The organism is Thiomonas bhubaneswarensis (genome assembly GCF_001418255.1).
GTDB lineage: Bacteria > Pseudomonadota > Gammaproteobacteria > Burkholderiales > Burkholderiaceae_C > Thiomonas > Thiomonas bhubaneswarensis.
The window spans coordinates 25,834-46,759 of the sequence record NZ_LIPV01000014.1 but is presented as its reverse complement, the minus strand read 5'-3'; the positions used below and the strand labels follow the sequence as shown (position 1 = coordinate 46,759).

General features: G+C 64.0%; 23 protein-coding genes. 15 read left to right on the top strand and 8 right to left on the bottom strand.

Features of this window, described 5'->3' with window-relative positions:
- Positions 1 to 267, top strand: a 267-nt coding sequence (locus ASC45_RS14465) for a transposase (protein WP_174514729.1), incomplete at its 5' end; no start/stop codon positions are given.
- 176 nt (positions 268 to 443) lie between these two features.
- A complete protein-coding gene (locus ASC45_RS14460; protein WP_055451737.1) occupies positions 444 to 1,532 on the top strand; it encodes an IS5 family transposase in 1,089 nt (362 codons plus the stop codon).
- A 256-nt stretch (positions 1,533 to 1,788) separates the two neighbouring features.
- Here ASC45_RS14460 and ASC45_RS15810 read toward each other — a convergent pair whose 3' ends face one another.
- The gene (locus ASC45_RS15810) at positions 1,789 to 2,634 is read right to left on the bottom strand and encodes a hypothetical protein (RefSeq protein WP_141655809.1); all 846 of its coding nucleotides are present in this window, start codon (positions 2,632 to 2,634) and stop codon (positions 1,789 to 1,791) included.
- Positions 2,635 to 2,892: 258 nt separating this feature from the next.
- Here ASC45_RS15810 and ASC45_RS15805 point away from each other — a divergent pair, with 258 nt between their 5' ends.
- From ASC45_RS15805 to ASC45_RS14430, 5 genes are all read left to right on the top strand, one after another.
- Positions 2,893 to 3,054, top strand: coding sequence for a hypothetical protein (locus ASC45_RS15805; protein ID WP_156346985.1), 162 nt, complete (start codon positions 2,893 to 2,895; stop codon positions 3,052 to 3,054).
- Positions 3,055 to 3,213: 159 nt separating this feature from the next.
- Entirely contained in the window at positions 3,214 to 3,612 is a 399-nt protein-coding gene (locus ASC45_RS14445) for a hypothetical protein (RefSeq protein WP_055451734.1), read from the top strand.
- An 89-nt stretch (positions 3,613 to 3,701) separates the two neighbouring features.
- Positions 3,702 to 4,772, top strand: coding sequence for a transporter family protein (locus ASC45_RS14440; RefSeq protein ID WP_245610077.1), 1,071 nt, complete (start codon positions 3,702 to 3,704; stop codon positions 4,770 to 4,772).
- A gap of 35 nt (positions 4,773 to 4,807) precedes the next feature.
- On the top strand, positions 4,808 to 5,320 hold the full coding sequence (locus ASC45_RS14435) for a copper chaperone PCu(A)C (RefSeq protein ID WP_055451733.1): 513 nt from the start codon (positions 4,808 to 4,810) through the stop codon (positions 5,318 to 5,320).
- 18 nt (positions 5,321 to 5,338) lie between these two features.
- Positions 5,339 to 5,869 (top strand): TlpA disulfide reductase family protein, encoded by a 531-nt coding sequence (locus ASC45_RS14430; RefSeq protein ID WP_072243086.1) that lies wholly within the window; start codon positions 5,339 to 5,341, stop codon positions 5,867 to 5,869.
- Here the strand turns inward: ASC45_RS14430 and ASC45_RS14425 are convergent.
- Both ASC45_RS14425 and ASC45_RS14420 read right to left on the bottom strand, forming a co-directional pair.
- A complete protein-coding gene (locus ASC45_RS14425) occupies positions 5,859 to 6,818 on the bottom strand; it encodes an AAA family ATPase (RefSeq protein ID WP_055451732.1) in 960 nt (319 codons plus the stop codon). The genes ASC45_RS14430 and ASC45_RS14425 overlap by 11 nt on opposite strands.
- Before the next feature lie 132 nt (positions 6,819 to 6,950).
- The gene (locus ASC45_RS14420) at positions 6,951 to 8,846 is read right to left on the bottom strand and encodes a potassium transporter Kup (protein ID WP_055451731.1); all 1,896 of its coding nucleotides are present in this window, start codon (positions 8,844 to 8,846) and stop codon (positions 6,951 to 6,953) included.
- 189 nt (positions 8,847 to 9,035) lie between these two features.
- On the opposite strand from ASC45_RS14420, the gene hemN reads away from it, so the two are divergent.
- The 3 genes from hemN (at position 9,036) to ASC45_RS14405 (ending at position 12,123) form a co-directional block, all read left to right on the top strand.
- On the top strand, positions 9,036 to 10,439 hold the full coding sequence (hemN, locus tag ASC45_RS14415; protein ID WP_055451730.1) for an oxygen-independent coproporphyrinogen III oxidase: 1,404 nt from the start codon (positions 9,036 to 9,038) through the stop codon (positions 10,437 to 10,439).
- Positions 10,440 to 10,483: 44 nt separating this feature from the next.
- Positions 10,484 to 11,107, top strand: coding sequence for a MarC family protein (locus ASC45_RS14410; RefSeq protein WP_055451729.1), 624 nt, complete (start codon positions 10,484 to 10,486; stop codon positions 11,105 to 11,107).
- Between the two features lie 260 nt (positions 11,108 to 11,367).
- Complete coding sequence (locus tag ASC45_RS14405; RefSeq protein ID WP_055451728.1) at positions 11,368 to 12,123, top strand: sulfite exporter TauE/SafE family protein; 756 nt, start codon at positions 11,368 to 11,370, stop codon at positions 12,121 to 12,123.
- Positions 12,124 to 12,193: 70 nt separating this feature from the next.
- Here ASC45_RS14405 and ASC45_RS14400 read toward each other — a convergent pair whose 3' ends face one another.
- Positions 12,194 to 12,385 (bottom strand): YgaP family membrane protein, encoded by a 192-nt coding sequence (locus ASC45_RS14400; protein WP_055451727.1) that lies wholly within the window; start codon positions 12,383 to 12,385, stop codon positions 12,194 to 12,196.
- A gap of 95 nt (positions 12,386 to 12,480) precedes the next feature.
- The gene (locus ASC45_RS14395; protein WP_055451726.1) at positions 12,481 to 13,152 is read right to left on the bottom strand and encodes a Crp/Fnr family transcriptional regulator; all 672 of its coding nucleotides are present in this window, start codon (positions 13,150 to 13,152) and stop codon (positions 12,481 to 12,483) included.
- Between the two features lie 98 nt (positions 13,153 to 13,250).
- On the opposite strand from ASC45_RS14395, the gene mnmG reads away from it, so the two are divergent.
- From mnmG to ASC45_RS14370, 5 genes are all read left to right on the top strand, one after another.
- Entirely contained in the window at positions 13,251 to 15,215 is a 1,965-nt protein-coding gene (gene mnmG / locus ASC45_RS14390; RefSeq protein WP_425427641.1) for a tRNA uridine-5-carboxymethylaminomethyl(34) synthesis enzyme MnmG, read from the top strand.
- Entirely contained in the window at positions 15,212 to 15,883 is a 672-nt protein-coding gene (rsmG, locus tag ASC45_RS14385; protein WP_425427640.1) for a 16S rRNA (guanine(527)-N(7))-methyltransferase RsmG, read from the top strand. Before mnmG ends, rsmG begins: the two co-directional genes overlap by 4 nt.
- Before the next feature lie 85 nt (positions 15,884 to 15,968).
- A complete protein-coding gene (locus ASC45_RS14380) occupies positions 15,969 to 16,742 on the top strand; it encodes a ParA family protein (protein ID WP_055451725.1) in 774 nt (257 codons plus the stop codon).
- Between the two features lie 10 nt (positions 16,743 to 16,752).
- A complete protein-coding gene (locus tag ASC45_RS14375) occupies positions 16,753 to 17,325 on the top strand; it encodes an RBBP9/YdeN family alpha/beta hydrolase (protein WP_055451724.1) in 573 nt (190 codons plus the stop codon).
- A 23-nt stretch (positions 17,326 to 17,348) separates the two neighbouring features.
- Positions 17,349 to 18,248, top strand: a complete 900-nt coding sequence (locus ASC45_RS14370) for a ParB/RepB/Spo0J family partition protein (protein WP_055451723.1) — start codon at positions 17,349 to 17,351, stop codon at positions 18,246 to 18,248.
- Between the two features lie 3 nt (positions 18,249 to 18,251).
- Here the strand turns inward: ASC45_RS14370 and ASC45_RS14365 are convergent, their stop codons facing one another.
- The 3 genes from ASC45_RS14365 to ASC45_RS14355 all read right to left on the bottom strand — a co-directional run bounded on the left by ASC45_RS14365 (position 18,252) and on the right by ASC45_RS14355 (position 20,865).
- Positions 18,252 to 18,530: a hypothetical protein gene (locus ASC45_RS14365; RefSeq protein ID WP_055451722.1), complete on the bottom strand. Its 279-nt coding sequence runs from the start codon at positions 18,528 to 18,530 to the stop codon at positions 18,252 to 18,254.
- 356 nt (positions 18,531 to 18,886) lie between these two features.
- Complete coding sequence (hemP, locus tag ASC45_RS14360) at positions 18,887 to 19,081, bottom strand: hemin uptake protein HemP (protein ID WP_055451721.1); 195 nt, start codon at positions 19,079 to 19,081, stop codon at positions 18,887 to 18,889.
- A gap of 212 nt (positions 19,082 to 19,293) precedes the next feature.
- Entirely contained in the window at positions 19,294 to 20,865 is a 1,572-nt protein-coding gene (locus tag ASC45_RS14355) for a sensor domain-containing diguanylate cyclase (protein WP_055451739.1), read from the bottom strand.
- Positions 20,866 to 20,926: the final 61 nt, after the last annotated feature.

Below are 20,926 nucleotides of genomic sequence, written 5' to 3'. Positions count from 1 at the left end.
GACGTGCTGGCCTTCATGACCTTCCCGAAGGCGCACTGGCCGCAGACCGACTCGACCAACCCGCTCGAGCGCCTGAACGCCGACATCAAGCGCCGCACCCACGTCGTGGGCATCTTCCCCAACGATGGGGCCATCACCCGCCTGGTCGGTGCCATGATGCTGGAGCAGAACGACGAGGGGTCGCTGAACCGTCGATACATGCAGCTTGAAGGCCTCCAGTCGCTCTGCGATACTGCCCCGGCTCGGCTGTCCGCTGTGGCACGCTGAGTACCGTGTAGCTCAGCCTATCCGGGCTGTGGACCTACACCACGTCGCGGGACGCGACCCCAATGCCCGTGTGCAGGTGCGAAGCGCCGCCTAACAGGCCGTTGAAAAATCCCCCGCCGGTGCCTGCGTCGGCCACTACGATCTGCAGCCATCCGAGAACGACGCAGACGAGCACGATGAGAGGCAACCAAGACTTCCAGGGGACGATGTTCAGCTACATCAGCCTTGAAGAGCGAGTTCCGCAGGCACACCCGCTGCGCAAGTTGCGTGCCGTGGTCGATGCGCTGCTGACGACGATGAGCAGCGAGTTCGAAGCGGCCTATGCCCGCCGCGGCCGCCCCTCGGTGCCGCCGGAGATGCTGCTCAAGGCCTTGCTGCTGCAGATCCTGTTCTCCATCCGCAGCGAACGCCAGCTGGTCGAGGCGGTCAACTACAACCTGCTCTACCGCTGGTTCGTGGGCCTGAACATCGAAGAGAAGGTCTGGGACCACTCCACCTTCAGCGCCAACCGCGAACGACTGTTCAATGAAGACCTCGCTCGCGCCTTCTTCGAGCGCGTCAAGCTCAGCGCCCAGTGGGGTCGGCTCGCCAGCGACGAACACTTCAGCGTGGACGGCACGCTCATTGAGGCCTGGGCCTCGCACAAGAGCTTCAAGCGCAAGGACGATGACAGCGCCAGCCCGCCGGGGCGCAACCCCGAGGTGGACTTCAAAGGGCAGGAGCGCTGCAACGACACCCACGCCAGCACCACCGACGCCGATGCCCGCCTGTTCAAGAAGAGCCAGGGCGACAAGTCTCGCCTGTACCACATGGGGCACATCCTCATGGAGAACCGCAACGGGTTGATCGTGGACGTTGAGATCACCCACGCCAGCGGCACGGCCGAGCGCGAGGCGGCGCTGGCGATGCTCAAACGGCGGGGCAGCAGAAACAAGCGGGCCACAGTCGGGGCCGACAAGGGCTATGACAGCAAGGCCTTCATCAAGGGTTGCCGCCAACTCAAAGTCACGCCGCACGTAGCGGCCAAGGACAAGCACTCGGCAGTCGATGGTCGCATCCAGCGGCACGAGGGCTACAAGACCAGTCTGAAGGTGCGCAAACGCATCGAGGAGGCCTTTGGCTGGATCAAGACGGTGGGCGGCTTGGCCAAGACCAAACTGATCGGTCAGGCCAAGCTCACGAGCCAGGCGCTGCTGTGCTTTGCCACCTACAACCTGGTGCGCATGGGCAGCCTCGGCGGCTGGTGGGACGCGCATCATGCGTGAGTCCTGGGATACGTGCGCCCGAAATGGGCGAGATGGCCTGCAAACAGGCCGAAATGCACGTCGCAACGCTGCACAGCCGCCTCTGGGCGGCTCGTTTCTTCGAAATCAGCGCCCCTGATGCGTTCGAAGAGCACTTTTTCAACGGCTTGCTAATGAACAATCTGGGTTCAAACCAAGTCTGCACCAGCATGCGGGCAGCGGGAGGCAACCCCCAAAGGGGCGGTCGGGGCATGAAAACAGCGCACAACCCCGAGGTTCAATTCAAAGCCCGCGCGTCGTTCGACGCTTTGGCTGTGAGTTCAACACCCTGCGAACTATTCATTGGGGGACAGTACTGCGAAAACAAGCGTCGCAGCCTTTCCAGTCGCCTGCTGCCAGACCAGAAGACCTCTTCTTTCATCGTGCCGTCAAACCGCACCCGACTGGCCTTGGTGGTCATCGTGCTGATTGGAATCCGCATTTTATCCAAAGCGAATTTCAATAACTTTTCGGCATGCAAGGGTGCGTCATACTCTTCGCAATAAGAGAGTGCCTCATCTACGCGACAACCGTAGGCGTGGATGGCGTCTGCACCCTTGCATATTGCAAACCGATCATTGAGCCCACCCTCCCAGTGCTGCCAATCCGGAACGCAGACTTCGTTTTCATTTCTCGATTGCACCACTCGAAGGAGAGGGCGACGAATTGAATCATGGTACAAAAGATCGGGGCGGGCAAAAATCACCAGATCAAAATCATGCGATTGGACGGCCTGCGTGACCGTTTTGATTGAATGCAGTTGATGCAGCAAATTTCTAAGCGATTTGAAATCGTCGCCCCAATAATCACCATAATGGAAAATACGATCGATGGGATAATTTTCCAAGCATTGATCCGGCTCATCCAGTTGGAGCCAATCTGGGGACAACAACTTGTATTCGTTTCTATCCAGTTCGCCACGCTCCCCGGATCTCGGATTATTGATATCGCCAAGTTGAAAAAAGTGACAGAAATTCTCGGTGTCGCCAACATCGCGGCAGGGCTTCAATACATTTGAAGAAATGGACTCGAACGTGTGCCGCAAGGACCGAGTGATTCCAAAAAAGCAAATCGCGATTTTCATGGCGAATGATTTCTCGAGGACAGCTCCCAAGCCGCTCGACATCATTCCGCGGGGCTTGCATGAAGCCTATGACAACACGCATCCTTTTAAGCAAAAATCAGACCAGAAATCTGGCCCACCATGAGTGCTTCACTCTGGGTTCCGCTTTCATCTTGACGCCATGAAAGCGGCCGGGCGATGGTCCACGGCTTCCTGGAAATTTCCCTCGGCGCCCAGATCATCGACGACGCGCAACCACGCCGCCCTGAATAACTGGCCGTGAAGCTGCTTACCGGCTGGATCGCTGCCGAGCTGTTTTCCGTCATCATCGGGCTGACCGGCGGCAGCTCGACAGCGCCGCTGCTCGCCGGCGCCCAGGTATTGCGGCACAAGCCGCTGGACGCGGGTGTGAGGTGCAGGAGCCGTCGGCCGACGTCCTGACCGTGGTCGGCTTGATGTTGCACATCTCCGGCTGAACGGGCTTGTGTCGTGTCCGGGCGAGGCCACGTCACCCCCTGGACTGGCGGCCGATTACCACGGCTGCAAGCGAAACGTTTTATTGCAACGCAAATCTCGGCCGTCTGAGTAATATCCTGGCTCATGCGCGCCACCCCTCGTCCGTTCGCCCTGCGGCTTCCCCGCCTGATCTGGCTGGTGGTGCTGGCCTTGGCCTTGCAGCCTCTGGCGTGGGCGTGGCAACCTGCGGCGCAATGGGTGTCGCTGCCGTATTGCACGACCGGCGCTGCGTCGGTACAGCATGCCTCGCCCGCAGCGCAGGCAAGCGTCGGCGGGCATGCGCATCACCTGCGGGTCTTGCTCAATCCCGCAGCCGCCTTGAACGCCGCCGGGGCGCAGTGGGCCATGCCCGCGGCGCCCGGACCAACCCTGGCGTTCGCCTCGCCGCCCGCACGGCGGCTGTTGCCGCAACCATCGGCGCCCCACTACGCGGCGCCACGGCCCAGCCCGCTGCAGCCGCGGGCTCCACCCCAAGTCTCCTGATCCGTTCGATCTCGCGGCGCCGTGCTCGCCTATGGCGTTGCGCCCCCGCCCGCGACCGCGGGCGATCCGAACCGACTGGAGCATCATTCATGCGCCCTCATTTGCGCACATGCTCGCGCCTTTCCCCGCGCGCGCTGCTTACCCTGACCTGGGCGCTCGGCGCCCTCTGCCTTCCCCTCACGGCTCAGGCCTGTGCCACCTGTGGCTGCAGCCTGAGTACCGACGCCGCCATGGGCTATTCCGCCGCCTCGGGCTGGCGGGTGAACCTGCAGTATGACTACATCAACCAGAGCCAGTTGCGCAGCGGCACGGGCAGCGTATCGGCCTCGAGCGTGGCCGCGCTCAACCCGGCGGCAAACCAGGAGGTCGAACACGACACCATCAACCGCTACACCACGCTGGGACTGAGCTACAGCCCCAACTCCGACTGGTCGCTCAACCTGCAGATTCCCTACATCGACCGCAGCCACAGCACCTACGGCGCGGCCACGCCGGACCAGCTCACGGCAGACAACCTCAGCGGCGCCACGCTGCGAGGGCTGGGCGACATCAAGCTCATCGGCAGCTTTCAAGGTCTGCTGCCCACACACAACCTGGGCGTTCAGCTCGGTGTGAAGCTGCCTACCGGCCGCTACGGCGGGCCGAATGCCGACGGCACCGGCACCGTTGGCCGCGACCCCATTGCGTTTTCCAGCGGGCCGAGCGCCGGACAACTGGTGGACACCAGCCTGCAGCCGGGCACGGGCAGCACCGATCTGATCGTCGGCGCTTACTACTACCAGCCCCTAAGCCAGGACTTCGACGGCTTCGTCAACGGCCAGTTTCAGTCCGCGGTGGCGCACAAGCTCGACTCGCCCGGCGCCGACTACCGCCCCGGCAATCTCGCCAGCCTGAGCTTCGGCGTACGCTACGAGGCGCACCCGGACTGGGTGCCGCAACTGCAGGTGAACCTCACCCGCAAGAGCCATGACCAGGGCGCTCTGGCCGATACCACCGACACCGCGGGCACCGTGGCGTACCTCAGCCCCGGCCTGTCTGTAACCGTGGACAAGGGCTGGCAGGCTTATGGTTTCGTGCAGTTGCCGGTGTACAGCCAGCTCGACGGCTATCAACTCTTCCCGCACTGGACCGCCAGCCTGGGAATCAGTACGGCGTTTTAAGCTCTGATTTGTTCCACCTTCAACAGGAGTTCACGATGCGTTCACATGCTTCCCTCTCCCGCGCAGCGCTGCGCGGTCTTGCCGCAGGCGCGCTCAGCCTGGGGCTGCTCGGCTCGGCCTTTGCCGCGGGCATCCAGGTCACGGATGCCTGGATTCGCTGGCTTCCGGCCAATCTGCCCGCCGGCGGCTACGCCAAGGTGACCAATGACACCGACAAGGAGGTCAAGCTCGTCGGCGCCTCCAGCCCGAAATACGGCATGGTCATGCTGCACCAGACGGTGAACAAGAACGGCATGTCGAACATGGTGCATGTCGATGCCATTCCCATCGCCCCGCACAAGAGCATGGCGTTCACCCCGGGTGACTATCACATCATGCTGATGCAGCCCAAGCCAGGCATCGAACCGGGGCAGAAGGTGCCCGTCACGCTCAAGTTCTCGGACGGTCAAACGGTGACCGCCGAGTTCGAGGTGCGCAAGCCCACCGCATCCGGGCCCGGAGACATGAAGGGGATGGACATGGACCACATGCAGGGCATGAAGCACTGAGGTGTGAACACCCCTGACCTGCCCGCACTGAGCCGACGCCGGCTGCTGCGGCGCGGTGCGCTGCTGGGTCTGGCCGCGGCTGGCCTGGGCGCACGCGCTGCCTGGGCGGATGGCATGGCGATCGGCCAGCCCGCCCCGGTCGCGGTGCTGCACACCCTGGACGGCCAGACCTTGTCCACCGCCGACATGCGCGGGCAGGTGGTGATCCTCACCTTCTGGGCGACCTGGTGCGATCCGTGCCGCGAGGAACTGCCCATTCTGTCGCGCTTTGCTGCGGCCCACGCAGCACAAGGGCTGCGCGTGCTGGGCTTTTGCCTGGACGGGCCGGACCGGCTGGCGCAGGTGCGCACGGTGGCCGAGACCTTGTCGTTCCCGGTGGGGCTGTTGCCCAGCCCATGGTTCGGCGCGTATGGCCGCATCTGGCGCATTCCGGTGAGCTTTGCCATCGATCGCGCCGGACGCCTGGCCTACGACGGCTGGAACGACCCGCATCCGGCATGGACGCCAGAGAAGCTCCGGCGCGTCGTCTTGCCCTTGCTCAGTGCATGAAGCCGATGCGCGCCTGACGCCGCAGACGCTCGAAGTCGAGATCCCTGGGTTGCAGCGCCGTGCGCTTGTCGAGCTTGGCAGCGCCGAAAGCGCCCAGCAGCAGTCGGCGCAGCTCGCGCGGCTTGCACTGCTGCAACACATCGAGCACGTCGTCGTCGGGTTGCTCGGGGAAGGCTGCGCCCCAGTCGTGGGCGTTGCGGATCTCGCGGTACAGGTTGACGGCGATGTTGCGCGTGCCTTCGGCATCGGGCGCGGCGATGTCGTAAACGTTGAGCCGGTTGAGGATGGGCTCGGGGATGCCGCTGGCGTCGTTCGCGGTGGCGATCCAGATCACGCTGCTGCAGTCGATCGGCACTTCGGCGAACTCGTCGGTGAAAGTACGCGCGGTGTCGGCTTCGAGCAGGCTGTAGAGCGCGCCGAGCGGGTCGTACTGGGCGTGGCCCGCGGCCTTGTCGATCTCGTCGATCACCAGCACCGGGTTGGCGTATTCACCGCCCACGAGGGTGTCGAACACTTTGCCGGGGCGCGAGTTCTTCCATTGCGATGAGGCGCCCGACAGTATCCACCCCGCAGTGAGGGCATTCATCGGCGCCACCGCGCAGGTGGTGCCGAGCAGCGCCGAAACCCGACGGGCGAAGTGCGTCTTGCCGATGCCGGGGTCGCCCAGCAGCAACATGGGCATGATCTCCACCGGGTCGCGGCTGTCGGCGCACAGCGCCAGACTGCGCTGGATGTCGCGCAGCGGGGCGCCGAAGTTGGGCAGCTCGGCGCAGAGCTGGTCCATCTCGGGCGCGTCCTGCGGCTTGATCGCAAGTCGATCTCCGCCGGTGGCCAGCATGCGCTGGTAGGTGCCGCGCAGATGCTCGTTGGCATCCGGCCCCATACCCTGGAGCTTGCGTTCCACGGCGCTGACATCGAACACGGTTTTGTAGGCGGCTACGGCAAGCATGGTGTCCTCCTGGTGCGGGTCAGTGGGGTTGAAGCATCAACCATGCCCGCATCATCGGCACACTGGCGGCGCCGCACAAGGGCGGCAGCCCTCAAGGGCATCACCAAGCCGTGAAATACCGCACAACGCAGCTCAGATTTCCACCTGCGTACCGAGTTCGACCACGCGGTTGGGCGGGATGCGGAAGTAGTCCGAGGCCTCCTGCGCGTTGCGGCTCATCCACGAGAACAGCACCTCGCGCCACAGCGCCATGCCCGGCAACTTGGACGGAATGATGGTCTGCCGCGCCAGGAAGAAGGAGGTTTCCATGAGCTGGAATTCCAGGCCGTAAAGCCGCTCGCACTCCTTGAGCAGACGCTGGATGTCGGGCTCGTCCTGAAAGCCCAGTTCCACGTGGAGCAGATAGATACCCTCCTCCATCGGCGTGAGCTTCAGCCCGACGTCGGGGCTGACGTGCGGCACGTCCATGGTCTGCGCCGACAGAAAGATCACCCGCTCATGCAGCACCTTGTTGTGCTTGAGGTTGTGCAGTAGCGCGTGCGGCACAGTGGTGGCGCTGGGGGTGAGGTAGATGGCCGTGCCCTCGACGCGGGTGGGGGGGTAAGTGGACAGGCTGGAGACGAAATCCTGCAGATTCAGTGCATGCTCTTCGAGCTGGCGACGCAGCAGGGTACGGCCGCGCTTCCACGTCGCCAGCAGGGTGTAGACCACCGCGCCGAACAGCAGCGGGAACCAGCCACCGTGATCGACCTTCAGCGCGTTGGACGACAGAAAGGCCAGATCGATCAGCATGAACAGCCCGAACACCGCATTGGCCCGCGCCGCGCTCCAGCCCCAGCGATGCTGGGCGATCATCCAGCAGAACGCGGTGGTGACGATCATGGTGATGTTCACCGCGATGCCGTAGGCCGCGGCGAGGTTCTCCGCGGTCTTGAAGCTCAGCACCAGCAGCAGCACGAAAATCATCAGCAACCAGTTGATGAAGGGCACGTAGATCTGCCCCTGATTGCTCTCGTTGGTGAACAGCACCCGCATGCGCGGCAGATAGCCCAGCTTGATCGCCTGCGTGGTGATGGAGTAGGCGCCGGAGATCACCGCCTGCGAGGCGATGATGGTGGCGGCCGTGGCCAGCGCCAGCAGCGGCCACAGCGCCCATTGCGGCGCCAGATAGAAGAAGGGGTTCTTGGTCGCCTCCGGGTGCGCCAGCACCAGCGCGCCCTGGCCGAAATAATTGAGCACCAGGCCGGGCATGACCAGGCCGATCCAGGCGATTTGAATGGGCTTGCGGCCGAAATGCCCCATGTCGGCATACAGCGCCTCGCCGCCGGTGAGCACCAGGAACACCGCGCCCAGCAGAATCAGCGCCACCGTAGGCTCGCGCACGAACAGCTCGGCGCCGTAGTAAGGATTGATGGCCAGCAGCACCGTGGGGTTGTGCACGATCTGCGCCAAGCCCAACACGCCAATGGCGGTGAACCAGAGCAGCATGACCGGGCCGAAAAACCGTCCGACCACGGCCGTGCCGTGCTTCTGCACCACGAACAGCCCCACCAGAATGCCCGCCGTGATCGGCACGATCCAGTCGTTGAACACCGGCGTGGCCACGCCCAGGCCCTCGATGGCCGAGAGCACCGAAATCGCCGGGGTGATGACGCTGTCGCCGTAAAACATCGACGCGCCGATCAGCCCCAGGGTGATGGCCACAGTGCGCCCTCGCGTGCCCTTGGCATAGCGCCGCATCACCAGTGCCATGAGGGCAAGGATGCCGCCCTCGCCGTCATTGTCGGCACGCAGCACCAGCAGCACATACTTCACCAGCACGATCAGGGTCAGCGCCCAGAAGATCAGCGACAGCACGCCCAGAATGTTGTCCGCGCTGTAAGGCACGCCGTGGTCGGGGCTGAACGCCGTCTGGAAGGCGTACAGCGGGCTGGTGCCGATGTCGCCGTACACCACGCCCAGAGCGCCGAGACTCAGGGCCGCCATGCTGGATTTGTGCTCAGTCGCGGATGGGGTTGCTGTCTGCATGGGTATTGCGCGAGGCCAACGGAAGATGCGCGTCGCAGGATAGTCCATTCGCCCCTGACTTCCGGGCCTACCGGGCCACTTCCGGGCAGCCGCTGTTGTTTTTGCGTTGCAGCAAGGGTGTTCCGACCACGCCATTCCTTGCGTCAGATCAAGACCACTGCGTCGCCTTTGAGCAAACATTCAATCATTATGATGAATCAATCTCTCGACTTCCAGCCCGAGCTGCTCCAGCGTTTCGACATCTCCGGCCCCCGCTACACCTCCTACCCCACGGCCGACCGTATGCACTCGGGTTTCGGTCCGCGCGACTACGTCGAGGAACTGCGGCGGCGCGCCCAGCGCCCGGAAGAGCCCGTGTCGCTGTATTTCCACATCCCGTTCTGCGAAACGCTGTGCTATTACTGCGGCTGCAACAAGATTCCCACCAAGAATCATGGCCGCTCGGCCCCCTATCTCGACAGCGTTCAGCGCGAGCTCGAACTGATCGCCGGGGTGCTGCAGACCCGCCTGCCGGTGACACAGCTGCACTGGGGCGGCGGCACGCCCACCTTCCTGAACGACGAGGAGGCCGCGCGGCTCATGGCCATGACGCGCGAACATTTCGAGCTGCGGCCTGGCGGCGAATTCTCCATCGAGATCGACCCGCGCAAGGTGGACGAGAAGCGCGTGGCGCATCTGGCCCAGCTCGGCTTCAACCGCATGAGCGTCGGCGTGCAAGACTTTGCCCCCGAAGTGCAGCAGGCGGTCAACCGCATCCAGAGTGTCGAGGAAACCCGTCTGGTCATCGACGCCGCACGCGCCCACGGTTTCGGCTCCATCAGCCTCGATCTGATCTACGGCCTGCCTTTCCAGAATCTCGATTCGTTCGCCCGCACGCTCGACCAGGTCATGGAGCTTTCGCCCGACCGGCTTTCGCTCTACAGCTACGCGCATCTGCCCCATATCTTCAAGCCGCAGCGCCGCATCAACGCCGAAGACCTGCCCAGCCCCGAGGTCAAGCTCGGCCTGCTCGGCCTGGCTATCAAGCGGCTGGAGGAGGCAGGCTATGTCTATATCGGCATGGATCATTTCGCCAAGCCCAACGACGAGCTCGCCCGCGCCCAGCGCGAGGGCAAGCTGCACCGCAATTTCCAGGGCTACTCCACCCAGGCCGAACTCGATCTCCTGGCCTTCGGCGTCTCGAGCATCTCCAACGTCGGCAACTGCTACGCGCAAAACGCCAAGACCATCGACGAATACACCGAGATGCTGGCGTTCAACAAACTGCCCACGGCGCGCGGCGTGCACCTCACCCCCGAAGACCACATGCGCCGCACCGCTATCCAGCGCTTGATGTGCGACTTCCACCTCGACCTCGCCGCCCTTGCCGACACCTTCAAGGTAGACGCCGCCTCGACCTTCGCCCAGGATCTGCAGCGTCTCAAGCCGCTTGAGGAAGCGGGACTGGTCGTGCGCGAAGGCCCGCAAGGGCTGCAGGTTCGCGTCACGCCCCAAGGTCGTCTGCTGGTGCGCGTCGTGGCCATGCAGTTCGATGCCTACCTGCATCAGCCGCGCGAACAGCTGCTGCAACCGCGCTATTCAAGGGTGATCTGAAGGGCCGGGAGGATAATGCGCAGCGCGCACTCTTTCCCGTCCCGATGAATCTGGTCAAACCGCTGATCGCCCTGCTGGCGATCGTCAACCCCCTGGGCATCATTCCCTTTTTCATTCTGTTCACCGAGAGCTTCACCCCCGAGCAGAAGAAAAAGACCATCCTGGTCAGTTCGATCTCGGCGTTTATCGTCATTGCCGTGAGCACGCTGATCGGCGCGGATCTGCTGCATTTTTTCGGCATTTCCATCGCGTCCTTTCAGGTGGGCGGCGGCATGTTGCTGCTGATTTCCGCGATCAGCATGCTCAACGCCAAGACCGGCGCGACCAAATCGACCAGCGACGAGGTCGAGGAGGCCGCCGACCGTGCCAGCGTGGCGGTCGTGCCACTGACCATTCCCCTGCTGACCGGCCCGGCCACCATCAGTACGGTCATCATCTACGCCAGCAACACCCATCACTGGTGGCAGCATGCCGTGCTGATCAGCTATGGCGTCATCATCGCGGCAGCGGCCGCGCTCTGCTTCATGGCGGCCGAGCCGATTGCACGCTTTCTCGGCAAGACCGGCATCAACGTGATGACCCGCCTGATGGGCCTGATCCTCTCTGCCCTCGCGGTCGAGATGATGAGCGACGGTCTGATCAAGCTGTTTCCGGGGCTGGGGCGCTGAGATGGGTTGCATGCACCCATTTGGATCTCTCAGGGTTCGCCCTAGTGCGTGCGGCGCACAAAATTTGAACAATACTTTTCATTGCGATTGGCTCGATCCGACGCACCCCAACAAGAGGGACTGAGGAGACTGGCAACCATCCGGTTGCTCCACGACAAATACGCTGCTCTTGATGGCAGCGCAGGCAACGCCCAAAGCACCGTGAACCCCGGTTCCGGTGCTTTTTTCTTGATTCCCCTTCATCCCCGAACGTCGCATCCATGGAATTGATCCTGCTCGGCCTCGCCGCCCTGTTCGCCGGATTCGTGGATGCCATCGTCGGCGGCGGCGGCCTGGTTCTGGTTCCGGCCCTCTTCGCCGCCTTCCCCAACGCGGCACCGGCCACGCTTTTCGGCACCAACAAGGGCGGCGCCATCTGGGGCACTTCGGCGTCGATGTGGTCCTATGTGCGCCGGGTTCAACCGCCGTGGTCGACCGTCGTGCCCGCCACCCTCGCGGCTTTTGTCGGTGCGCTCGGCGGCGCCTGGCTCATCACCCAGGTCAAGTCGAGCGATTTCCGCCAGGCGCTGCCCTTCATCCTCCTGGCGGTGCTGCTCTACACCCTCAAGCGCAAGGACCTGGGCCATCACCATGCGCCGCATCTCAGCGGCACAACCGAGAGGCTGCTTGCTGTGGGCGGCGGGCTGCTGATCGGGTTCTATGACGGGTTCTTCGGCCCGGGCACCGGTAACTTCCTGATTTTTCTGTTCGTGCGCGGCTTTGGCTTCGACTTTCTGCACGCCTCGGCCAGCGCCAAGGTGGTCAATGTCGCCTGCAACCTGGCCGCGCTGCTGGTGTTTGCCAGCAAGGGGCATGTCATGTGGCCCTATGCGGCGCTGATCGCGGTGTGCAACATCGCGGGCAGCCTGCTGGGAACCCGGCTGGCTTTGCGTCGGGGCACGCACTTCGTGCGAGCGGTGTTTCTGCTGGTGGTCGCTGCACTGATTCTCAAGACCGCGCATGACGCGTTTTTCTGACCCAGAAAAAACGGCGTCCCCGTGACGGGCGACGCCGTTCTTGTACCTGCGCCGCTCGTGCGGCCTTTTCTTATTTTTTCATCGGGCAAGTATTCATGCCGATGATGGAATACAGCGGACAGAATTTGAACAGCCCGGTCACCAAGGGCACGATGCCGATCCAGCCCCAGACGCCGATGGTGCCCATCAGTGTCAGCGCAATCAGCACGATACCCACAACAATGCGAAGAATGCGGTCGATGCCGCCAACGTTGAGTTTCATAGCCCACTCCTTGAAAAAAGAATGTCGCTATTGGACACCGATTGCCGCGACACCACTGTGACCGCTGTCACACGAAGGCGTAGCTACGCAGAAATTTAGCCGGAGATTTCTCCCGCCGCCACCTGCCGCAGCACGGCGGGTTGCAGGATGTCGATTTTCTCCCGCGACAGGGCAACCCACCCGGCCGCCTCGAATCTTTTGAGCAAGCGCGTGACGATCTCGCGCGCGGTACCCAGGCGATCGGCGAGTTGTTGATGCGTGCTTTGCAGGCGAGGCCCCTGCCCCAGCAGCGCCTGAGCCAGGCGCTGATCCAGGCGGTGAAAGGCCAGAGCATCGATCAGGGCGGTGAGGTCGGACATGCGGGTGGCAAACTGGCCCAACACGAAGCGGCTGAAATCCGGGGTGCTCTGCATCCAGCGCTCGAACAGCGGCGGGCGAATCAGCCACAAGGCCCCGTCCGTCTGCATGTCCGCATGCGCTGTGAGCGTCTCGCCCGAAAATAGGCTGGCCGACGACACAAGACAGATTTCACCCGGCGTCAGGCGATACATCTCGAGCTGCCGCCCCGATGGGGCCATGCGGAATACCCGCGCCTCTCCTGCGAGCACGAGCGGAAACCCTCCACACTGTGCGCCTGGAGCGAACAGTCGCATGTCCTTCGGCACCTGCATCACGGCAGCGCCGTCGGCCCATTCCGCGCGGAGCTCGGCGGGCGGCACGGCCGCGAGGGCCGGGTAAAGTTCAAGAAGTTTGCCTAAGCTATCCATGGAAGTTGATCGTTGTGGTGCAACGGGGCGGGCCAGCGCAGCGTGTTTCACGTGAAACAAATCCCCTCAAAGCCGCATCCAGGGTTAACCCGCATAAAATGCACGTCCAAATAGAGGAGGCGCACACCGTGGATTATCCGCGTAACTTTGATGTCGTCGTCATCGGCGGAGGCCACGCCGGCACCGAAGCGGCCCTTGCCGCCGCGCGCATGGGTTGCGCCACATTGCTGCTGACCCACAACATCGAAACCCTGGGGCAGATGTCGTGCAACCCGTCCATCGGCGGCATAGGCAAAGGCCATCTAGTGAAGGAAGTGGACGCCCTCGGCGGGGCGATGGCCGAAGCCACCGACGAGGCTGGCATCCAGTTCCGCGTGCTCAATGCCAGCAAGGGCCCCGCCGTGCGCGCCACACGGGCACAGGCCGATCGCCAACTCTACAAGCGCGCCATTCGGGGACGCCTGGAAAATCAGCCCAACCTCTGGCTGTTCCAGCAGGCCGCCGACGATCTACTGGTGGAATCCACGGGTCAGGGCGAGCGTGTCACGGCCGTGGTCACCCAGACGGGCATTCGTTTTCGCACCCGCACCGTGGTGCTCACCGCCGGGACGTTTCTCGACGGCAAGATTCATATCGGCCTCGACCAGTACGCTGCGGGGCGTGCTGGCGATCCCCCGGCGCAGCGGCTCTCCGCCCGCCTCAAGGCGCTCGCCTTGCCGCAGGGCCGCCTCAAAACCGGCACCCCGGCCCGTATCGATGGCCGCACCATCGACTTCTCCAAGCTGATCGAGCAGCCGGGCGATCTCAATCCCATCCCGGTGTTCAGTTTTCTCGGCTCGGCCGACCAGCACCCGACGCAGGTGGCGTGCTGGATCACCCACACCACGCAGCAGACGCACGACATCATTCGCGCCGGGCTCGATCGTAGCCCGATGTTCACCGGAGTCATCGAAGGCGTGGGGCCGCGGTATTGTCCCAGCATCGAAGACAAGATCCACCGCTTCGCCGACAAGTCGTCGCACCAGATTTTTCTCGAGCCCGAAGGCCTGCAGACCAACGAGTTCTATCCCAACGGCATCTCGACCAGCCTGCCCTTCGATGTGCAGCTTGCCATGGTGCATTCGATTCCGGGGCTGGAAAACGCCCACCTGCTACGCCCCGGCTACGCCATCGAGTACGACTATTTCAACCCGATGGCACTCAAGACCTCGCTGGAGACCAAGTCCATCGACGGTCTGTTCTTCGCGGGGCAGATCAACGGCACCACCGGCTACGAGGAAGCTGCGGCGCAGGGCTTGCTCGCGGGCATCAACGCCGCACTGCAGGTGCAGGGGCGTGAGCCCTGGTGCCCGCGACGCGATCAGGCTTATATGGGCGTGCTGGTCGATGATTTGGTGACCAAGGGCGTGAACGAGCCTTATCGCATGTTCACCAGTCGCGCCGAATACCGCCTCAGCCTGCGCGAGGACAACGCCGATCTGCGCCTGACCGAAATCGGCCGCGAACTCGGCGTGGTGAGCAATGCCCGTTGGGACGCCTTCTGCCGCAAGCGCGACGCCATCGAGCGCGAGATCCAGCGTCTGCGCTCCACCTGGGTCACGCCGCAGACCCTGCCGCCCGAGCAGGCGCAGGCCCTGCTGGGCAAGGCCATCGAGCGCGAATACAACCTCGCCGACCTGTTGCGTCGCCCCGAGCTGCGCTACGACACTTTGACCGCCTTCCCCCATCCCGACTTTGCGCCGGAAGCACCCCTGGGAGACACCGAACGCGAACAGGTCGAGATTCACATCAAGTACGCCGGGTATATCGAGCGGCAGCAGGGCGAAGTGGAGCGGGCCGCGCAGCACGAATCGCTGCGCCTGCCCGCAGACCTCGACTACCGCGAGGTGTCCGGGCTGTCGATCGAGGTGCAACAAAGGCTGAATCAGGCGCGGCCCGAAACCCTTGGGGTCGCATCGCGGCTCTCGGGCATGACCCCTGCTGCCGTTTCCCTGCTCCTGATTCATTTGCGCAAAGGCGTGCTCAAACAGGCGCTGAAACTGGAGAAGGATGCCGTCGCGTGACCCGCGCTGGCGCCACCGCGGAAGGCGGCTTTGACCTTGAGGGTTATCTGGAGCAGACCCTGTGCGCGCTCGGGCTGACGTTCAGCTCGACCCAAAAGCAGCAGTTGCTCGACTACACCGCGCTGCTGCAGCGCTGGAACCGGGTGTTCAACCTCACCGCCGTGCGCGATGTCGAAGGCATGGCTCGACTGCATCTGGCGGACTGCCTGACCGCCCTGCCCGCCCTGCAGCGGCTGGCACCGCGCCGCCTGCTCGACGTCGGCTCGGGCGGCGGCCTGCCCGGCATCGTGTTTGCCATCGGCCTGCCCGATGCCGCTGTGCATCTGGTCGACACCGTGCAGAAGAAGTGCGCCTTTCTGCAGCAGACTTGCGGCAGCCTGCAACTCCAGAACGTACAGGTACATCATGCGCGCGTCGAGACGCTGGCCGATCCTGACGGCTTCGACTGCATCACCAGCCGCGCCTTCAGCGATCTGCCCCTGCTGGTCAAGAGCACGACACACCTGCTCGCGCCGGGAGGGCAATGGTGTGCGATGAAGGGCCATCCGCCCGAAGATGAGATCACGGCCGTGAGCTGCCTCGTGCGCGCCCGCATCGAACCCTTGCAGGTGCCCGGGCTGGACGCGCAGCGCTGCCTGGTCTGGTTGCAGCGCGCCGTAGAACGTTGACCCCTGGCCCGCTCCGGCACAATACAGCCTGCTGAGTTCGGGCTCAGCTGTTTCACGTGAAACATCGGTTTTCTGGAGAGTCGGCTTGGCGCAGATTTTTTGCATCGCGAATCAGAAGGGTGGGGTCGGCAAGACAACCACCAGTGTCAACCTGGCCGCCGCACTTTCTCGCATCGGCCAGCGCGTCCTGCTGGTCGACTTGGACCCGCAAGGCAACGCCACCATGGGTTCGGGCGTGGACAAGCACACCCTCGAAGCATCGATCTACCAAGTGCTCATCGGTCAGAGCGAGCTTGGGCAGGCTCTGCAGCGCAATACCAAGGCGGGTTATGACATCATCGGCGCCAACCGTGAGCTGGCCGGTGCCGAGGTCGAACTGGTCGATCTTGCCCAGCGCGAACGCCGCCTCAAATCCGCGCTGGCCACCGTTCAAACGAACTACGACTTCATCCTCATCGACAGCCCGCCCGCCCTCGGACTGCTGACCCTCAACGGCCTGTGCGCCGCGCATGGCGTCATCGTGCCGATGCAGTGCGAATACTTCGCGCTCGAAGGCCTTTCCGACCTGGTCAACACCATCAAGCAGGTCCATGCCAACCTCAATCGTGACCTTCGTATCATCGGCCTGCTTCGGGTGATGTTCGATCCCCGCATCACCTTGCAGCAGCAGGTCAGCGAACAGATCAAGGCGCATTTCGGCGACAAGGTGTTCAACGCCGTCATACCGCGCAATGTCCGGCTCGCAGAGGCCCCCAGCTACGGGCTGCCCGGTGTGGTGTTCGATCCCGGCAGCCGGGGCGCTAAGGCGTTCATCGAATTCGCCCAGGAAATGGTCGATCGCCTCGCGGTCGCGGCCTGACGCGCCAGCCATGACGCTACCGCACATCCTGCTGCTGCCCGGCTGGCTAGGCTCCGGCCCCGAGCACTGGCAACGCCGCTGGGCCGCGCGCTATGGCGACACCGTAGTGGAACAGGCCGACTGGGAGGTGCCGCGCCGCGGTGACTGGGTCGCCCGCCTGGAAGACGTGATTCTGGCGCAGACCGCCCCCGTCGCTCTCGTCGGGCATAGTCTGGGCTGCCACCTGATCGACGCCTGGGCCAGCAGCTCGCGGCATACCGACCGGGTCGTCTGCGCCCTGCTGGTCGCGCCCCCCGACTTGCACGGCTCGCAACTGCCCGCCGTTCTGATGCCTTGGCGCCGCGCCCTGGCGCAGCCGCCGCTGCCCTTTCCCGCGACCGTCGCCGCCAGCGCCGACGACCCCTACTGCCGTCTTGCCGCCGCCAAGCGCCTGGCCGAACGCTGGGGTGCTGGCTTTGTCGATCTCGGGCCTTGCGGCCACGTCAACGCCGAATCGGGGCTGGGTGATTGGCCGCAGGGCCGCCATCTTCTCGACGAGCTAGTGCGCCGCAGCTCGCACCCGGCTTCCCCTTTCAACGACTGAACCCGTTTTCAACCGCCACACCTATGGCTACCAAAAAACCCAAAGGTCTGGGCCGCGGACTCGATGTACTGCTCGGCCCCGCCGTCGACCTGACCGACAGTGATGCCTCAGCCTTGCGCGAACTTCGCCTGGACGATCTCGTTCCCGGCCGTTACCAGCCCCGCTCGCAGATGGACGAAGGCGCACTCTATGAGCTGGCCCAGAGCATCAAGACGCAGGGTGTGATGCAGCCCGTGCTCGTGCGCGCCCTGCCCGATGGCCGGTTCGAGATCATCGCCGGAGAGCGACGCACACGCGCCGCCCGCCTGGCCGGGCTCGACACCGTTCCCGCCATCGTCAAGGACGCCGACGACCGCGACACCCTGGCCATGGCGCTGATCGAAAACCTCCAGCGCGAAGATCTCAACCCGCTCGAGGAAGCCCGCGGCATCGCCCGTCTGATCGAAGAATTCGGCTACACCCATGAGCAGGCCGGGCAGGCCGTCGGCCGCTCCCGCACCGCCACCAGCAATCTGCTACGCCTGCTGCAGTTGGCCGATGCGGTGCAGACCATGCTTCTGGCCGGTGATCTCGACATGGGTCACGCCCGTGCCCTGCTTTCGCTGGAAAAGGCGCAGCAGGTTCAGGCCGCACAGCAGATCCTCGCCAAACGCCTGAGCGTGCGCGAAGCCGAAAAGCTCGTCGCTCGCACCCATCAGGGCGCGCCGACCAATCGCCCGGCCAAAGCCGCCGCAGCCGCCAAAGACCGCGACTGGCAAAGGCTTGAGGAAGAGCTCTCCGAGCGCTTCGGGACCACCGTCGAAATCCGCGGCAAGTCCCAACGCCAGGGCAAGATGCGCGGCGAAATCGCGCTGCGCTTTGGCTCCCTCGACGAACTCGACGGCCTCCTCGCCCTGCTTCGAGCCGAGGATTCGCCGTCCTGAACTTCACTGCGTGGCGACCGAGGCCGCCGCAAACCGGCAGGCCGCAGGCCCGTCCGCGGGTTCGACGTCGCAACCGAGTGTCAGCCAGTAAGCTGCCAGCCGCCTGCAGACGAGGCTCATTTCCGCGCTGAGTGCGGGGTGCTGATGCAGACACTGCAGATTGCGGCCGATTTTCTGCATAGCCGCCACACTGGGCCGGTCGGCATAGAACGTCATCAAAGCCAGAGTGCCCGCCAGCAGCGGCTCGGCAGATTGCGGGTTGAAGGAAGATGTGTCGGACATAAAAATCGCATGGCTGGCATCCGTGCCGGAGGGTTAGGGCCTGTTAACGCTATGGGTGCACCCGCGTTGCCCTCAGGCGGGGATGGATGCAAGGCGGAGGGCACAGGCAAGGCTGGGTGCCTTGCCTGTGCCCGACAACGCCGCAGACGCCCCGCCTGAGGGCAACCCTTCGGGCCGGGGGTTTGGGCGGCGCATCGCCACGTTGCAGTCCGCTTGTGGTGCAACACACCACGGCGCGGCCTGCGCCTCGCGCTGCATCCGCCCAAACCCCCGGCGCGGGTGCACCCATAGCGTTAACAGGCCCTAATCCACACTGGGCTGGCTAGCGAAGCTGCGAGAAAGAGGAAAGAGACCGCCTACTTGGTCAAAATCAGCTTGTCCTGCCGGGTCAGACGCAGTTGGTACACCTGCCCGTGATGGCGAATCTGCACAACAGCGCCCTGCCGGAACAGCTCGCGCGAATGCAGCGTCAAGCCCGAATGGGCCATCGGTTGCGACAACTCGACCTTCGTGGCCGAAAATGGCATCGCCTTGCTTGGCAGGGCATTCATTTGGACCACTCCATCACGACCCAGGTCAGCAGCACCGCCGCCAGGAGACTGAGCCCCAGTTCTGCAACACCCATGTTCATACTCCTTGAGCCTGCTTGCGCCCCATCCCGCAGGGGCTGCGGTGTGATCTTGCCGATCACGTTGCAGCCATCTTATTGCGAATCATTCCTATTCGCTTTTTATCCCTTGGGCGCCTGTGGGTTTACCCTGGCTCAGGCACAGTGCAATTCGGTGCGGTTGCGCCCGCCCTGCTTGGCGCGGTACATCGCCTGATCGGCCATCGACAGCACGGCATCGATGCTCTGGACGGGTGCGTCGCAGCCGGCAACGCCCAGACTGAGGCTGAGCCGCACCACACCGGCCATGGTCTGGAAAGGGTGGGCCGCGACGAATTCGCGCACCCGCTCGGCCACTTCCAGCGCCTGCGCGGCTCGCGTATGCGGCAGCAGGATGCAGAACTCCTCTCCGCCCAGCCGGGCGAACACATCGCCATCGCGCAGCAGCGCCAGCACGACCTGGCCGAACTGCACCAGCACCTCGTCACCCACCGGGTGACCGTAGCGGTCGTTGATTCTCTTGAAATGGTCGATGTCGATCAGCACGACGCAAGGCCCGACCGAGTCGAGTGCCGATTGCGCCATCGCGCGCTCGACCAGGGTGAAAAACCCTCGCCGGTTCTGCAAGCCGGTGAGCGGATCGGTGAACGCCAGCGCCCGCAACTGTCGCTCCAGCGACTTCTGGGCCGAAATCTCGACCATGCCGGTGATTACACAGTCTTCTCCGGCAAACCGCACCTTGCGCATCGAAAACAGCACGTCCACGGCGGTGCCCCGCACCGTCTTCAGCCGCACCTCCACCTGGCCGACGGCGTCCTCGGCTTGAAGTCGCGCGATCAGTTGGTCGCGCTGTGCCGGGTTTTCGTAGAAATCGGTGCTGTAGATGTCGCCTTGCAAGGCACCATCGGGGTCGATCAGCGCCTTGGCCGCGGCGTTGAAACGCAGCACCCGGGCATCGGCCATGCGCACCAGCACCAGCGGCATCGGCGCCGCGTCGAAGAGCCGCTGCAGATTCTCCTCGCTCTGCTCGGCCATGTGCTTGGCCTGCTGCGCCGCCTCTGCCTCGACGCGCAGGCGCTGTCGATCGACCCAGGCCAAGCGCATGCTTCGGCTCAGCGATACCGCGATCTGCCACCCCGCGATATTGGCAAAACCGAACAACACGACGGCGATGCTGATGAATTTGGCGTCGTAGTGCAGGGAGGTCCAGATCACCACGGCGAACAGCAGCGTGAACAGGCCGCCCACCCACATGGCTTCGCGCCGCAATACCGGCACATAGGCGTAACCGGCAAAAATCAGGGCCAGCGCGGTAATCGAGTGGTAGTCGGCGCTGCCACCATAAGCCAGCACCACCAGCAGAAACAGCGCCATGATGCTCAGCTCGAAGCCGAGCAGCGCGGTCGCAACCCGCCGCACATTGGGCACGGTGCGCGCCTTGCCCACGCGCGCCAGCCAAAGACCCCAGGCCAGGATGCCGAACCGCGCCGTCAGCAGACTCCAATAAACCCAGGTCGCCCCCAGCACCGTGAGATCGGTGAAGGTGGCCGACAGGAACGCGAGCGAACCGTACAGACCGATCTGACGCACCCTCGGCCCGATGACCGTCCATTCCTCGCGAACGAACGTCTCCTCCTGCGCAGCATCGGCGAACAGGCCGTCCCACCCCAGACGCCATTCGGCGCGGGTGTCTGCTGCGGTTTGGGGGGGCGTCTTGGCTTCAGTCATGCTGAGCGGGGCGGCGAGCCGTTCGAGACCGGCTGAGGGCTCCATCGTAGGGCCGATACAA

Excerpts from the sequence above, each read along its gene's own strand:
- ASC45_RS14445 (WP_055451734.1), top strand. The coding sequence starts at position 3,214 with ATGCGCGCCACCCCTCGTCCGTTCGCCCTGCGGCTTCCCCGCCTGATC.
- ASC45_RS14440 (WP_245610077.1), top strand. The coding sequence starts at position 3,702 with ATGCGCCCTCATTTGCGCACATGCTCGCGCCTTTCCCCGCGCGCGCTG.
- ASC45_RS14435 (WP_055451733.1), top strand. The coding sequence starts at position 4,808 with ATGCGTTCACATGCTTCCCTCTCCCGCGCAGCGCTGCGCGGTCTTGCC.
- ASC45_RS14375 (WP_055451724.1), top strand. The coding sequence starts at position 16,753 with ATGACGCTACCGCACATCCTGCTGCTGCCCGGCTGGCTAGGCTCCGGC.
- ASC45_RS14400 (WP_055451727.1), bottom strand. The coding sequence starts at position 12,385 with ATGAAACTCAACGTTGGCGGCATCGACCGCATTCTTCGCATTGTTGTG.
- ASC45_RS14405 (WP_055451728.1), top strand. The coding sequence starts at position 11,368 with ATGGAATTGATCCTGCTCGGCCTCGCCGCCCTGTTCGCCGGATTCGTG.
- ASC45_RS14365 (WP_055451722.1), bottom strand. The coding sequence starts at position 18,530 with ATGTCCGACACATCTTCCTTCAACCCGCAATCTGCCGAGCCGCTGCTG.
- ASC45_RS14370 (WP_055451723.1), top strand. The coding sequence starts at position 17,349 with ATGGCTACCAAAAAACCCAAAGGTCTGGGCCGCGGACTCGATGTACTG.
- hemP (WP_055451721.1), bottom strand. The coding sequence starts at position 19,081 with ATGAATGCCCTGCCAAGCAAGGCGATGCCATTTTCGGCCACGAAGGTC.
- ASC45_RS14425 (WP_055451732.1), bottom strand. The coding sequence starts at position 6,818 with ATGCTTGCCGTAGCCGCCTACAAAACCGTGTTCGATGTCAGCGCCGTG.
- ASC45_RS14460 (WP_055451737.1), top strand. The coding sequence starts at position 444 with ATGAGAGGCAACCAAGACTTCCAGGGGACGATGTTCAGCTACATCAGC.
- hemN (WP_055451730.1), top strand. The coding sequence starts at position 9,036 with ATGATGAATCAATCTCTCGACTTCCAGCCCGAGCTGCTCCAGCGTTTC.
- ASC45_RS15810 (WP_141655809.1), bottom strand. The coding sequence starts at position 2,634 with ATGAAAATCGCGATTTGCTTTTTTGGAATCACTCGGTCCTTGCGGCAC.
- ASC45_RS14355 (WP_055451739.1), bottom strand. The coding sequence starts at position 20,865 with ATGACTGAAGCCAAGACGCCCCCCCAAACCGCAGCAGACACCCGCGCC.
- ASC45_RS14410 (WP_055451729.1), top strand. The coding sequence starts at position 10,484 with ATGAATCTGGTCAAACCGCTGATCGCCCTGCTGGCGATCGTCAACCCC.
- ASC45_RS14395 (WP_055451726.1), bottom strand. The coding sequence starts at position 13,152 with ATGGATAGCTTAGGCAAACTTCTTGAACTTTACCCGGCCCTCGCGGCC.
- ASC45_RS14420 (WP_055451731.1), bottom strand. The coding sequence starts at position 8,846 with ATGCAGACAGCAACCCCATCCGCGACTGAGCACAAATCCAGCATGGCG.
- mnmG (WP_425427641.1), top strand. The coding sequence starts at position 13,251 with ATGCACGTCCAAATAGAGGAGGCGCACACCGTGGATTATCCGCGTAAC.